At 74.3% G+C, this 12,860-nt stretch carries 11 protein-coding genes; 1 reads left to right on the top strand and 10 read right to left on the bottom strand.

The window, feature by feature from the left end:
- Window positions 1–16: 16 nt before the first annotated feature.
- The 6 genes from AC02VZ_RS00970 to AC02VZ_RS00945 all read right to left on the bottom strand — a co-directional run bounded on the left by AC02VZ_RS00970 (window position 17) and on the right by AC02VZ_RS00945 (window position 5,579).
- On the bottom strand, window positions 17–496 hold the full coding sequence (locus tag AC02VZ_RS00970) for a hypothetical protein (RefSeq protein ID WP_432054440.1): 480 nt from the start codon (window positions 494–496) through the stop codon (window positions 17–19).
- A gap of 214 nt (window positions 497–710) precedes the next feature.
- On the bottom strand, window positions 711–1,064 hold the full coding sequence (locus AC02VZ_RS00965) for a cytidine deaminase (RefSeq protein ID WP_432054441.1): 354 nt from the start codon (window positions 1,062–1,064) through the stop codon (window positions 711–713).
- A gap of 266 nt (window positions 1,065–1,330) precedes the next feature.
- Window positions 1,331–2,644 (bottom strand): hemolysin family protein, encoded by a 1,314-nt coding sequence (locus tag AC02VZ_RS00960; protein ID WP_432054442.1) that lies wholly within the window; start codon window positions 2,642–2,644, stop codon window positions 1,331–1,333.
- Entirely contained in the window at window positions 2,641–3,138 is a 498-nt protein-coding gene (gene ybeY, locus AC02VZ_RS00955) for an rRNA maturation RNase YbeY (protein ID WP_432054443.1), read from the bottom strand. The genes AC02VZ_RS00960 and ybeY overlap by 4 nt, the downstream gene beginning before the upstream one ends.
- Window positions 3,139–3,150: 12 nt before the next feature.
- Window positions 3,151–4,221: a PhoH family protein gene (locus AC02VZ_RS00950; RefSeq protein WP_432054444.1), complete on the bottom strand. Its 1,071-nt coding sequence runs from the start codon at window positions 4,219–4,221 to the stop codon at window positions 3,151–3,153.
- 206 nt (window positions 4,222–4,427) lie between these two features.
- Window positions 4,428–5,579 carry a carbohydrate kinase family protein gene (locus AC02VZ_RS00945; RefSeq protein WP_476474246.1) on the bottom strand — a complete coding sequence of 384 codons (1,152 nt, stop codon included), beginning with the start codon at window positions 5,577–5,579 and terminating at the stop codon, window positions 4,428–4,430.
- A 300-nt stretch (window positions 5,580–5,879) separates the two neighbouring features.
- Between AC02VZ_RS00945 and AC02VZ_RS00940 the strand changes: the two genes are divergently transcribed.
- On the top strand, window positions 5,880–7,208 hold the full coding sequence (locus AC02VZ_RS00940) for an MFS transporter (RefSeq protein ID WP_476474245.1): 1,329 nt from the start codon (window positions 5,880–5,882) through the stop codon (window positions 7,206–7,208).
- A gap of 47 nt (window positions 7,209–7,255) precedes the next feature.
- On the opposite strand, the gene AC02VZ_RS00935 is transcribed toward AC02VZ_RS00940, so the two are convergent.
- The 4 genes from AC02VZ_RS00935 to AC02VZ_RS00920 all read right to left on the bottom strand — a co-directional run bounded on the left by AC02VZ_RS00935 (window position 7,256) and on the right by AC02VZ_RS00920 (window position 12,841).
- The gene (locus AC02VZ_RS00935) at window positions 7,256–8,248 is read right to left on the bottom strand and encodes an adenosine deaminase (protein WP_476474244.1); all 993 of its coding nucleotides are present in this window, start codon (window positions 8,246–8,248) and stop codon (window positions 7,256–7,258) included.
- 35 nt (window positions 8,249–8,283) lie between these two features.
- Complete coding sequence (locus tag AC02VZ_RS00930; protein ID WP_432054448.1) at window positions 8,284–9,189, bottom strand: ribonuclease Z; 906 nt, start codon at window positions 9,187–9,189, stop codon at window positions 8,284–8,286.
- 17 nt (window positions 9,190–9,206) lie between these two features.
- The gene (locus AC02VZ_RS00925; RefSeq protein ID WP_362089439.1) at window positions 9,207–9,560 is read right to left on the bottom strand and encodes a histidine triad nucleotide-binding protein; all 354 of its coding nucleotides are present in this window, start codon (window positions 9,558–9,560) and stop codon (window positions 9,207–9,209) included.
- A 74-nt stretch (window positions 9,561–9,634) separates the two neighbouring features.
- Entirely contained in the window at window positions 9,635–12,841 is a 3,207-nt protein-coding gene (locus AC02VZ_RS00920; protein WP_432054449.1) for a S41 family peptidase, read from the bottom strand.
- Window positions 12,842–12,860 lie beyond the last annotated feature (19 nt).

Raw genomic sequence — 12,860 nt, 5'->3', positions numbered from 1 at the left:
CTCCGCCCGGTGCGGATCAGTCGAAGACGAACGGGCCCGGGGACTGCGGTCCCGTGGCGGTGCAGGTGATGGTGATGAAGCCGAACGCCGTCACCTTCAGGGTGCCGCCGAAGGCCTCCAGGCTGTCCCCGGGGGCGACCGTGCCGGTGAGCGGGCCGACCTCCAGGGCGTCACCGGTGGACATGGCCGGGTTCTTGGTGCCCTTGAACACGGTGGTGCCGCCGCCCTCCTTGACCATCTTCAGCTCGGACACCAGCGAGTCCTTGCCGATGGCGAGCGGCGCGGTGACCGCGGAGGTGTTGATGGTGAGGGTGGCGGACGTGCCGTTCTGGGTGGCTGTGAGGGTGGCGGCGCCACCGCCCCAGCTTCCGCAGTCGGCGTTGACGGTGGCCGACCCGGGGGCGACGGCCGCCGCGGCGGGGGCGAAGGCGAGTCCGCAGACCGCGAGGGTGCCCGCCGTCAGGGACAGGCCGAGTCCGATTCGCTTGCCTCTCATGGAATTCCGGCTCCCTTTCCGTGTGGGGGGAGTCCCGTGGGGAGGGACTCCGTGGGGGGAACGTTCGGGAACTGATCGGCAGGTGGGGTCCGGACCCGCTGCACACCGGACGACCTGACGTGGCATCAGGTCGTCCGGTTTCCATTGATGCGCGAGAGGCGGTGCGCGGCAAGGTAGGAATCCGGCCTATTTACCGCCGGTAACAGCAGGTGGGTCAGCCCGCCGGGACGGTCTCCCGCACGGTGCCGTCGGGGCCGGCCACCAGGACCGGGGTGGCCGGCCCGCCCAGGTCCCGCACCGCCGCGCGGTCCTCGTCCGGCACCGCGCCCGCCTCGGTCACCACGGCCGCCGCCTCCAGGGTCGTCGCCCCGGACGCCACCGCCATCGCCACCGCCGTGCGCAGCGCGCTCAGCCGGAGGGAGTCGAGGGCCACGGTGCCCGCGGCGTACGTGCGGCCGTTCCCGTCGCGCACGGCGGCGCCCTCGGGCACGCCGTTGCGGGCCCGGGTGGCACGGGCCAGGGTCACGATCTTGTGGTCCTCGGGGTCGAGCGCGCTGCTGTCGGTCATGCCCCGAGCATACGGATCACGGCCGGCGCGCCACGCAGCCGCCCGCGGGGTCGGCCGAGCGGTGCGCCACGCGGTCGGCCGAGCGGCTGGCGAGCGGTGCGTCACGCGGCCGGCCCCACGGCTCGCGTCCGGTGCGCCACGCGGGCGGCCGTGCGGATCACGGCCGGTCCGGGTGCGGTCGTGGACGTGGCCGCGCGGCAGCCCGGCCACGTCCACGGCCACGGCCGCCTCGACGGACGGTCACGGCTCGCGCGGCTCGCGAGGGGTCACTCGGCCGTCTCCACCACGGGTTCGGCCGGCGGGGGCGGGGGGCCGACGGGCTCCACCAGCACCGTGACGATCTTGTTGCGGCGGCCGGCGGCGGCCTCGGCGGTCAGCCGCAGCGACCGGCCGTCGGGCAGTTCGACCACCGACGACGCCTCGGCGATCGGCACCCGACCGAGGGCCTTGGCGAGCAGTCCGCCGACGGTCTCCACGTCCTCGTCGTCGTACTCGCCGAGGTCGTACAGCTCGCCGAGGTCGGTGATGTCGAGGCGGGCGTTGACCCGGTAACGGTCGTCGCCGAGCTCCTCCACCGGCGGGATCTCCCGGTCGTACTCGTCGGTGATCTCACCGACGATCTCCTCCAGGATGTCCTCGATGGTCACGATGCCCGCGGTGCCGCCGTACTCGTCGACGGCGACGGCGACGTGGTTGCGCTGCTGCTGCATCTCGCGCAGCAGGTCGTCGGCGTTCTTGGTGTCCGGCACGAAGAACGCGGGGCGCATCGCGGTGGACACCAGCTCGTTCTCCGCGTCCCGGCTGATGTGCGTCTTGCGGGCGAGGTCCTTGAGGTAGACGATCCCGACGATGTCGTCCTCGTTCTCCCCGGTGACCGGTATGCGGGAGAAACCGGAGCGCAGGGCGAGGGTGAGGGCCTGGCGGATGGTCTTGTAGCGCTCGATGACCACCAGGTCGGTGCGCGGCACCATCACCTCGCGCACCAGGGTGTCGCCCAGGTCGAAGACGGAGTGCACCATGCGGCGCTCCTCGTCCTGGATCAGCGACTCCTTCTCCGCGAGGTCCACCAGCGCCCGCAGCTCCGCCTCGGAGGCGAACGGGCCGCGCCGGAAGCCCTTGCCCGGGGTGAAGGCGTTGCCGATGAGGATCAGCAGCGACGGGACCGGGCCCATGATCCGCGCCAGCGGCAGCAGCACGTACGCCGCCGCCGTGGCCGTGTTCAGCGGGTGCTGGCGGCCGATGGTGCGCGGGGACACCCCGACGGCCACGTAGGAGACGAGGACCATGACCGCTATGGCGATCAGCAGGGCCTCGGCCGTGCCGTCGAACTCGCGCAGGCAGGCGTAGGTGACCAGGGCGGCGGCGGCCATCTCGCAGGCGACGCGGACCAGCAGGGCCACGTTGAGGTAGCGGGTCGGGTCGGCGGCGAGCTGTGCGAGCCGGGCGCTGCCCCGGCGCCCGGACCGGACGGCCTCCTCGGCGCGGAAACTGGAGATCCGCGCGATGCCGGCCTCCGCGCAGGCGGACAGCCAGGCGACGACGACCAGCGCGAGGGCGCCGAGGAGGAGCCCGGGAGTCATGACACGGTCGGCGCCGGGGAGGGGCCGGTCAGGCCCTTCTCCGCGCGCCAGCCGTCCACGATGGCGGCCTGCAGACCGAACATCTCGGCCTTCTCGTCGGGCTCCTCGTGGTCGTAGCCCAGCAGGTGCAGCACGCCGTGGACGGTGAGCAGCTGCAGCTCCTCGTCCATGCTGTGCTGCGTCGGCGCCTCGGCGCCCTGCCGGGCGGCGACCTCGGGGCAGAGCACGATGTCGCCGAGCAGGCCCTGCGGGGGCTCGTCGTCGTCCTTGGACGGCGGACGCAGCTCGTCCATCGGGAACGACATGACGTCCGTGGGCCCCGGCAGGTCCATCCACTGGATGTGGAGCTGCTCCATGGCGGCCGCGTCCACGACGATCACCGAGAGCTCGGAGAGCGGGTGGATGCGCATGCGCGCGAGGGCGTAGCGGGCGATGTCCAGGATCGCCTGCTCGTCGACCTCGGTTCCGGACTCGTTGTTGACGTCGATCGACATCTGGTGCTCGGTCTACTTCCCCTTGTGCCCGGACCTGCCCCGGCCGCCCTGGTGGACGCCGTTCTGGGTGCCGTGCTCGCTGTCGTACTGCTCGTACGCGTCGACGATACGGCCCACCAGCTTGTGCCGGACCACGTCCTGCGACGACAGGCGGGAGAAGTGCACGTCCTCGACGCCGTCCAGGATCTCCTGGACCTGCCGCAGACCGGACTTGGTGCCGGTGGGCAGGTCGACCTGGGTGACGTCACCCGTGATCACGATCTTCGAGTCGAAGCCGAGGCGGGTGAGGAACATCTTCATCTGCTCGGGGCTGGTGTTCTGGGCCTCGTCCAGGATGATGAAGGCGTCGTTGAGCGTGCGTCCGCGCATGTACGCCAGCGGGGCGACCTCGATGGTGCCGGCCGCCATCAGGCGGGGGATGGAGTCGGGGTCGAGCATGTCGTGCAGCGCGTCGTAGAGCGGGCGCAGGTAGGGGTCGATCTTCTCGTACAGGGTGCCCGGCAGGAAGCCGAGCCGCTCCCCCGCCTCGACCGCGGGCCGGGTCAGGATGATGCGGTTGACCTGCTTGGACTGCAGGGCCTGCACCGCCTTGGCCATGGCCAGGTACGTCTTGCCGGTACCGGCGGGGCCGATCCCGAAGACGATGGTGTGCTTGTCGATCGCGTCCACGTAGCGCTTCTGGTTGAGCGTCTTGGGGCGGATCGTGCGCCCGCGCGAGGAGAGGATGTTCTGGGTGAGCACCTGGGCCGGGGTCTCCTGGCCGTCGCTCTCCCCGCTCTCAGTCGCCTTGAGCATGGCGATCGAGCGTTCCACCGCGTCCTCCGTCATCGGCTGTCCGGTGCGCAGCACCAGCATCATCTCGTCGAACACGCGGGACACGAGGGCCACCTCGCCCGGATCGCCGACCGCGCTGATCTCGTTGCCCCGGACGTGGATGTCGGCCCCCGGGAAGGCCTTCTCGATCACGCGCAGGAGGGAGTCGCCGGATCCCAGCACGGTCACCATGGGGTGCTGGGCGGGCACGGTGAGCTGGACTCTCGCCTGCTCCTGCGCGGGGGTGTGAGCTGTGGGTGTCTGAGTCATGGGCCGGCGCTGAAGGCCTGCGATTCCTCCTCGTCAGGGCCGCGCAGCTGAGGGCGGCCTCGCGACTCCCAGGGTACGACGCGGGACCGACAACGCCGAAGGGCTTTTCGCGCGGGCGTTCCCGGGTGCCCCCGACGGGGGGAGGCCGCCGTTCCGGTGCCTCGGGGGCCGCACGTAACCGGGGGCGGGGACGGCGGTGGGAGGCGTCAGGGGGCGCTGCGGAAGCCGATGGTGGGGACCGCTCGCCGCAGCGGCCAGCGGGGGTCCGCCGCGCGCGGGACGAGGGCGTCCAGGAACGCGTAGCGCCCGAGTTCGGCCGCGTCCTCGCCCTGCACCGACCGCACCTCGCGCCACCAGGCCGCGATCTCGGTCCAGCCGGGCGCCGACAGCGAGCCGCCGAACTCCTGGACGGAGAGCGCCGCGGTGAGGCCGCCGAAGGCGAGCCGGTCGGCCAGCGGCCAGCCGGCCAGGCTGCCGGCGACGAACCCGGCCACGAACACGTCGCCCGCCCCGGTCGGGTCCAGCGCCTCGACGGCGATGGCGGGCACCTCGGCGGTCTCCCCGGTCCGCCGGTCCACCGCGTACGCCCCGTCCGCGCCGAGGGTGACCACGGCGACCGGCACGTGTTCGGTGAGGGCGTGCGCGGCGGTCCGGGGGCAGTCGGTGCGGGTGTAGCGCATGGCCTCCTCGGCGTTCGGCAGGAACGCCTCGCAGTGCCGCAGGTCGGGCAGTCCGGCCAGGGACCAGGTGCCGGTGTCGTCCCAGCCGACGTCGCCGAAGACGCGGGTGCCGCGGCGGGCCGCCTGGGCGATCCAGGGGGCGCTGCGGCCCGGCGTGAGGGAGGTGACGGCCGCGCGGGCGCGGGGCGGGCAGGTGGGGGCGGGTTCCTCGGGGGGCGGTTCGTGGCCGTGGGAGACCATGGTGCGCTCGCCCTCGTAGGCCATGGAGACGGTGACCGGGGAGTGCCAGCCGGGGACGGTGCGCGAGGGGCCGAGATCGATGCCCTCGCCCTGGGCGAGGGTGTCCCAGCAGTACTCTCCGTAGTGGTCGTCGCCGAAGGCGGCGGCGAGGGTGGTGCGCAGGCCGAGGCGGGCGAGGGCGGTGGCCATGTTGGCGACGCCGCCGGGGCTGGAGCCCATGCCGCGCGCCCAGGACTCGGTGCCCCGCACCGGCGCGGAGTCGAGGCCGGTGAAGACGATGTCGAGGAAGACCGTTCCGGTGAGGTAGACGTCGCAGGGCGGGTCGTCGCGGGTGCGCAGGGCGGCGAGCGGGTCGAGATGCGTGCGCTCCCGAGCCGGCGCCCCGCGGGCGGCGGTGTCGTCGCTGTTCCGTTCTCCGGCCGGTCCGGTGGACGCCATCACGGTGCGCTCCCTGACATGGTGCGGATCAGGCCAGTCTGCACCACGCCGCCGACATCGCCGCGGTCATCGCGCCGGAGCCGCTCCCACCTGCCGGAACGGCGCTCCGGGGAGGCGTTGGCGTGCACTGCTACCCGGTACAGACATCCGCAAACCAAAGTGTGGTGCGGATCACATCGATCATCCTCCCGAATCGCTTCTTCCGCTTGATACAAATTGCCGGCGCGTTCCCGTCCGTCGACGGTCGTCGCTCCCACCCCGCATTCCGCACCCTCCCCTTCGCACGCCCCGGGAACGCCCGTGTTCGCCCCTCGCACCACCCCCTGGCCCCTCGTCGCCCTGTTCACGGCCGGGTACCTCGCCCCGTATCTGCTCCCCACCACCGTCGGCCGGCTGGAACGGGGGCTGGACCTCTCCCCCACCCAGGCGGGCGCCGTCGGCAGCGCGCTGCTGCTGAGCTCCGCCCTGGCGGGCTTCCTGCTCGCCGCCCGCGTCGAACGGGCCGGGGCGCGCGCCCTCGCCCGGTTCGGACTCGCCCTGGCGGTGATCGGCTACGGCGCCGCCGCCGTCACCACCGCCGTCCCGGCCGTCGTCGCGGGCGCGGTGATCGGCGGGTTCGGCTCCGGCACGGCGACCACCGTGGCGGCCACCCGCATCGCCGCCGAACCGGACCCGCACCGCGGGTCCACCCTCGGTCTGCTCAGCGTCTCCGCGCTGGCCGGCGTGGTGTACCTGACGGTGCCTCACCTCCCCGGTCACGGGCTCACCCTGGCGGCCATCGCGCTGACCGCGCTCGCCGTGTGGCCGCTGACGTCCCGGCTGCCCGGCCCGGCACCCGTCGCGCACCGCGCCGCCCCCGGCACCGGCCGGCTGCCGTACCGGCGGTCGGGGCTGGTCCTCGCGGGCGCCATGGTGTTCTGGTCCCTCGCGCAGAACGCCCTGTGGGGCATGAGCGGACGGATCGGCGTCACCCAGGCCCGGCTCAGCGAGCCCACCGTCGGCGCCGTCTTCGCGGTGTCGCTGGGCGCCGGGCTGCTGGGCGTGCTGGCCGCGGGCGCGCTCGGGGCGCGGCTGGGGCGGGCGCTGCCGATCGGCGGCGGCACCGTGCTCATCGCGGGCTGCATCGCGCTCAGCGCCTCCGCGACCGGGCTGGCCGGCTTCGCCGCCGGGGAGATCGCCTGGAACACCGTCTACCCGGCCGTCCTGTCCTACCTGATCGGCCTCGCCGCCTCCCTGGACCCGCGCGGCCGGTGGGCGGTGCTGGTCGGCTCGGCCTCCTCGCTGGGCACGGCGGCCGGTCCGCTGACCGGGAGCCTGCTGTCCGCGCAGGCGGGCTTCCCGGTGATGGGCGCGGTGCTCGGCGCCGGACTACTGGTCGTCGCGGTCCCGATGACCGCGGTCGCCCTGCACACCGGCGGCCGGCCGCTGCTGCCGGGCGCGGTCCGCCGCCGCGGCGGGCACCCGGCGGCCGTGGTGGTCGCCGCGGCCCCCGGCACCCCGGCGGGCGCGGTCCCGGAGGTCGGCGCCGCCGAGCAGGAGGTCGTGGAGATCCCCCTCGACGGCACCCCCGCCCCCGCTCGCGGCGCCTACGACACGGCCGCGGCGGCCCGGGCGCCGGGGGCGGTGTGAGCCGGGCGCGGACGTCCGCCGCTCGCGCCCCCTGCCCGCCCGGGGCGTCAGTCGAACGCGTACGCCTCCACCTCGGCCAGGTAGCGCGCCCGGCGTTCCTCGTCGTCGTCGAGGAAGGCGGCGAGGAAGGAGTTGCGGGCGAGGTCGCGCAGGCGCTCCGGGCCGAGGCCCAGGGTTTCGGCGACGGCGTCGAAGGTGTCGCCGACGTAGCCGCCGAAGTAGGCCGGGTCGTCGGAGTTGACCGTGCACATCAGGCCGGCGTCCAGCATCGCGGGCAGCGGGTGGTCGGCGAGGGTGTCGACCGCGCGCAGGCGGACGTTGGACAGCGGGCAGAGCGTCAGGGGCACCCCCTCGCGCACCAGCCGTGCCACCAGCGCGGGGTCCTCCACGCAGCGCAGCCCGTGGTCGACGCGTTCGACGCCGAGCACGTCCAGGGCCTCGGTGATGTACTCCGGCGGGCCCTCCTCCCCGGCGTGGGCGACCCGGCGCAGGCCCAGCGCGGCGGCGGCCTCGTACACCTCGCGGAACGTCGACGGCGGGTGGCCGGCCTCGGCCGAGTCCAGGCCCACGCCGGTGATGCGGTCCAGGTGGGGGCGGGCGGCCTCCAGGGTGGCCAGGGCGGAGGCGGCGGACTCGTCGCGCAGGAAGCACATGATCAGGCGGGTGGAGACGCCGTGCCGCTCCTCGCTGCGGCCCAGGGCCCGCCAGAGCTCGTCGACGACCGTGTCCAGGGGGACGCCGCGCGCGAGGTGGGCCTGCGGGTCGAAGAAGATCTCCGCGTGCCGCACGCCCTGGGCGGCGGCGCGGGCGAGGTAGGCGTCGGCGAGGTCCTCGAAGTCCCGTTCGGTGCGCAGCACCGCCATCAGCGCGTAGTACAGGTCGAGGAAGGACTGCAGGTCCTCGAAGCGGTACGCCTCGCGCAGCGCCTCGGTGCCGGCCCAGGGCAGGGTGAGGCCGTTGCGGGCGGCGAGCTCGAAGGCCAGCTCGGGTTCCAGGGTGCCTTCGATGTGAAGGTGCAGTTCGGCTTTGGGTACGGGCATCGAAGCATCGTACGACCGGGTGCCTGGGGACCGTGTCAGCGGCGCTTGGGCAGCGGCACCCGGAGCAGGTCGTGGGCCACGGTCAGCTCGCCCTCGAAACCGGCGGCGCGGGCCTGCCGCTCGAACTCCGCCGGGTCGCTGTAGCGCTGGCTGAAGTGGGTGAGGACGAGGTGGTGCACGCCCGCGTCCCGGGCCACCCGGGCGGCCTGACCGGCCGTCAGGTGACCGTGGTCGGTGGCGAGTTGTTCGTCCTCGTCGAGGAAGGTCGACTCGATGACGAGGAGGTCGCAGCCCTCGGCGAGCGCGTGCACCCCGTCGCACAGCCGGGTGTCCATGACGAACGCGAAGCTCTGCCCGCGCCGCACCTCGCTGACGTCCTCCAGCCGGACCCCGCCGAGGACGCCGTCCCGCTGGAGGCGGCCGACGTCCGGGCCGGTGATGCCGTGCGCGGCGAGCCGGTCCGGGAGCATGCGGCGGCCGTCGGGCTCGGTGAGCCGGTAGCCGTAGGACTCCACCGGGTGCGAGAGGCGGCGGGCCCGGAGCGTGTAGCCGGGGGTGCGGGCCACGGGTCCGTCGGTGTCGACGGGGGCCTCGGTGAGGGCGACGGTCTCCCGGTAGGCGGTGGCGTAGCGCAGCCGGTCGAAGAAGCGCTGCCCGGAGCGCGGGTAGTGGGCGGTGATCTCGTGCGGGACGCGGTCCAGGTTGATGCGCTGGATGACCCCGGCGAGGCCGAGGCAGTGGTCGCCGTGGAAGTGGGTGACGCAGATCCGGTTCAGGTCGTGCGCGGCGACCCCGGCGCGCAGCATCTGGCGCTGCGTGCCCTCGCCGGGGTCGAACAGGATGCCTTCGCCGTCCCAGCGCAGCAGGTAGCCGTTGTGGTTGCGGTGCCGGGTGGGGACCTGGCTGGCGGTGCCGAGCACGACCAGTTCGCGTACGGACATGTGACGGCCGGTCCGGACTATCCGGGGGGCCATTCGAGGCCGCGTCCGCCCAGCACGTGGGCGTGGGCGTGCCAGACGGTCTGGCCGGCGCCGCTGCCGGTGTTGAACACGATGCGGTAGCTGTCCAGTTGCTCCTGGTCGGCGACGGCCTGCGTCTCGCGCAGCACGTCCGCCGCGATGTCGGGTGCCGCCGCGGCGAGGGCCGCCGCGTCCTGGTGGTGCGCCTTGGGGATCACCAGGACGTGGGTCGGCGCCTGCGGGTTGATGTCCCGGAACGCGACGGTCGTGTCCGTCTCGCGGACGATCGTCGCCGGGATCTGTCCTGCGACGATCTTGCAGAACAGGCAGTCGTCCTGCGGCTCGCCTGCCATGGGTGTGCCTCCTCGGCCCCGGATGCTCGCTTACCGGGGCATCGTATCCGCCGGGGCCGGGCGACGGCCCGCGGTCAGGGCAGCTCGGGCGGCTCCTTCGCCGGGTTCTCCTCCAGGGCGGCGAGCGCGATCCGGACGGCCTCGTCGAGCTGGGGGTCGCGGCCCGCCGCGTGGTCCTGCGGGCGCTGCACCACCTCGACGTCGGGGTCGACGCCGTGGTTCTCCACGCCCCAGCCGTAACCCTCCAGCCAGAAGGCGTACTTGGGCTGGGTGACGAGCGTGCCGTCGACCAGGCGGTAGCGGCTGTCGATGCCCACGACGCCGCCCCAGGTGCGGGTGCCGACGACCGGGCCGATGCCGAGGGCCTTGATCGCCGCGTTGACGATGTCGCCGTCGGAACCGGAGAACTCGTTGGCGACGGCGACGACGGGGCCGCGCGGCGCGTCCCGCGGGTAGGACTCGGGCCGCATGCCGCGGGGCAGGTCCCAGCCGACGATGCGCCGGGCCAGCTTCTCCACCACGAGCTGGGAGGTGTGGCCGCCGCGGTTCTCCCGCACGTCCACGATCAGGCCCTCGCGGGTCACCTCGACGCGCAGGTCGCGGTGGATCTGCGCCCAGCCGGGGGCCTGCATGTCGGGGACGTGGATGTAGCCGAGGCGGCCGCCGGACGTCTCGTGCACGTAGGCCCGCCGGTCGGTGACCCAGGCGTGGTAGCGCAGCGGTTCCTCGTCGGCGACGGGCACGACGACCGCGTGCCGCGGCTCGCCGCCGCCGGCCGGGGAGACGGTCAGCTCGACCGGCTTGCCCGCGGTGCCCACCAGCAGCGGGGCGGGGCCGGTGACGGGGTCGACGGGCTGTCCGGCGACGGCGACGATCGCGTCGCCGGGACGGACGGCCACGCCGGGCGCGGCGAGCGGGGAGCGGGCGTCGGGGTCGGAGGTCTCGGAGGGCAGGATGCGGTCGACGCGCCAGGTGCCGTCCTCGTGGCGGGAGAGGTCCGCGCCCAGCAGTCCCTGCCGGGGGCCGTCGCCGTACCCGCCGCGCGGGGTGACGTAGGCGTGCGAGGTGCCGAGTTCGCCCTGCACCTCCCACAGCAGGTCCACCAGGTCGTCGTGGGTGGCGAGGCGGGAGAGGACGGGGCGGTAGCGGTCCAGGACGGCGTCCCAGTCGACGCCGTTGAGCTCCGGGTGCCAGAAGTGGTCCCGCATGATGCGGCCCGCCTCGTCGAACATCTGCCGCCACTCGGCGGCCGGGTCGACGAACTGGCGGACCCGGCCGAGGTCGACGGTGATGTTGCCGTCGCTGTCGTCGTCGTTCGGGGCGCGCCGGTCGCTGGGGACGACCTTGAGCCGCCCGTCGGTCCACAGCAGCACCCGCTTGCCGTCGCCGCTGACCTCGAAGTGGTCGGCGTCGGCGGCGAGGTGCTCGATCCGGTGCTGGGCGAGGTCGTAGCGCTCCAGCTCGGTCCGGGGGTCGGGGTCGTCGGGCGTGGCGCGGGAGGCGCCGAGCACGCCGCGCACCGGGTGCCGCAGCCACAGCACCCCGTCCTTGGCGGCGCGCAGGTGGGAGTAGCGGGCGGCCTCGACGGGGAACGGCACGATCCGGTCGGCGAGGCCGTCCAGGTCGACGCGGGTGGTGGGGGTGCCCTCGCTGTCGGGGGTCTCCTCCCGGTCCGGCGTCTCGAAGGGGCGGCCGTGGCGCTGCGGGCCGAACGGCGACGGGGTGGTCGCGGCGAGGGTGATCAGGTGCGGCCGGGCGCCCTCGACGAAGGCCAGGTCGAAGACGTGCTCGTCGTAGACCGGGTCGAAGGCGCGGGTGGAGAGGAACGCCAGGTGCTTGCCGTCGAGGGTGAAGGCGGGCGCGTAGTCCTGGAAGCGCAGCGGGGTGGCCTCGGTGACGGACAGGTCGGTGGTGTTGGCGAGGCGGAGCTGGCTGAGCGGGCGCGGGCCGGGGTGGGACCAGGCGAGCCAGGAGGAGTCGGGGGAGAACACCAGCCCGGAGACGTCCCCGTTCTCGCTGCGGTCGACCTCGCGGACCTCGCCGGTCTCCCGCTCGACGAGGAGCAGCCGGCCGTCGTGCGAGGCGACCGCGGCCCGGCTGCCGTCGGGCGCCATGGCCAGCTCCAGGACGCGGCCGAGCCGTCCGGCGGCGATCCGGCGGGGGGTGGTGCCGGGGGCGAGGCCGGTGGCGGGCGCGAACTCCAGGGCGTCGTCGCCCTCGGCGTCGGTCACCCACACCACCCATTCCTCGCCGTCGGCGCGGAAGGTGCGCGGGCGGCGGGCCCGGACGCCGGGGGTGGCGGCCAGGGCGCGGGCGGGACCGGAGCGGTGGGTCACCCAGTGGACGGTGCCGCGGACGCAGACGGCGCTGCCGCGCGCGGTGTGGTCGGGGGACGCGGAGCCGAACCAGCGGCCGGCGTTGACCGGGAAGGGCTGGAGGTCGACGCGCTGGCCGCCGAGCCGGACGTCGAGGCGGCGCGGTTCGGCGCCGTCCAGGTCGTCCAGGATCCACAGTTCACCGGCGCTGGAGTACACGACGCGGGTGCCGTCGGTGGCGGCGTGGCGGGCGTAGAAGCCGCCGAGGGGGGTGTGGCGGCGCAGGTCGGAGCCGTCGGCGAGGGAGGAGTACAGGGCGCCGGTGCCCTCGTGGTCGGAGAGGAAGGCGATCCGGTCACCGGCCCACAGCGGGTACTCGATGTTGCCGTCGAGGTCCTCGTGGAGGCGGACGAACTCACCGTCGCCCTCGCGGTCGATCCACAGCTTGCCGGCCGTGCCGCCCCGGTAGCGCTTCCACCAGGCGGCCTCGCGGCCCATCTGCGCGGACAGCAGCACGGTGGCCGGGCCGAACGCCAGGTCGCCGACGGGGCCGTGGGGCAGCCGGGTGGCGGGCCCGCCGTCGAGCGGGACGGCGTGCGCCCAGGTGCGGCGGATGCCGGGCTGGCCGTGGGTGGTGACCGCGATGACCTGACCGTCGGAGGTCCAGCCGCGCACCTGGGTCTTGACGCTCCCCCAGTACGTCAGGCGCCGGGCGGGCCCGCCGTCGACGGGGGCGACGTGCACCTCGGGGGCGCCGTCGCGGGTGGAGGTCCAGGCGACGGTGGTGCCGTCGGGCGAGATGCGCGGGTGGGCCACCGGCACGTTCTCGGCGCTCACCCGCCAGGCCCGGCCGCCGTCGAGCGGGGCGAGCCACACGTCGTCCTCGGCGGTGAAGGCGACCAACTCGCCGTGCGGATGCGGGAACCGGAGATACGCGGCGGATGCGTCCGATGCAGGCTGTGTCACCCGATCACCCTACGCACGC

This window comes from Streptomyces sp. 3-6 (genome assembly GCF_056323165.1).
The sequence above is the reverse complement of the archived record's forward strand: the minus strand, read 5'-3'. Positions and strand labels throughout refer to the sequence as shown.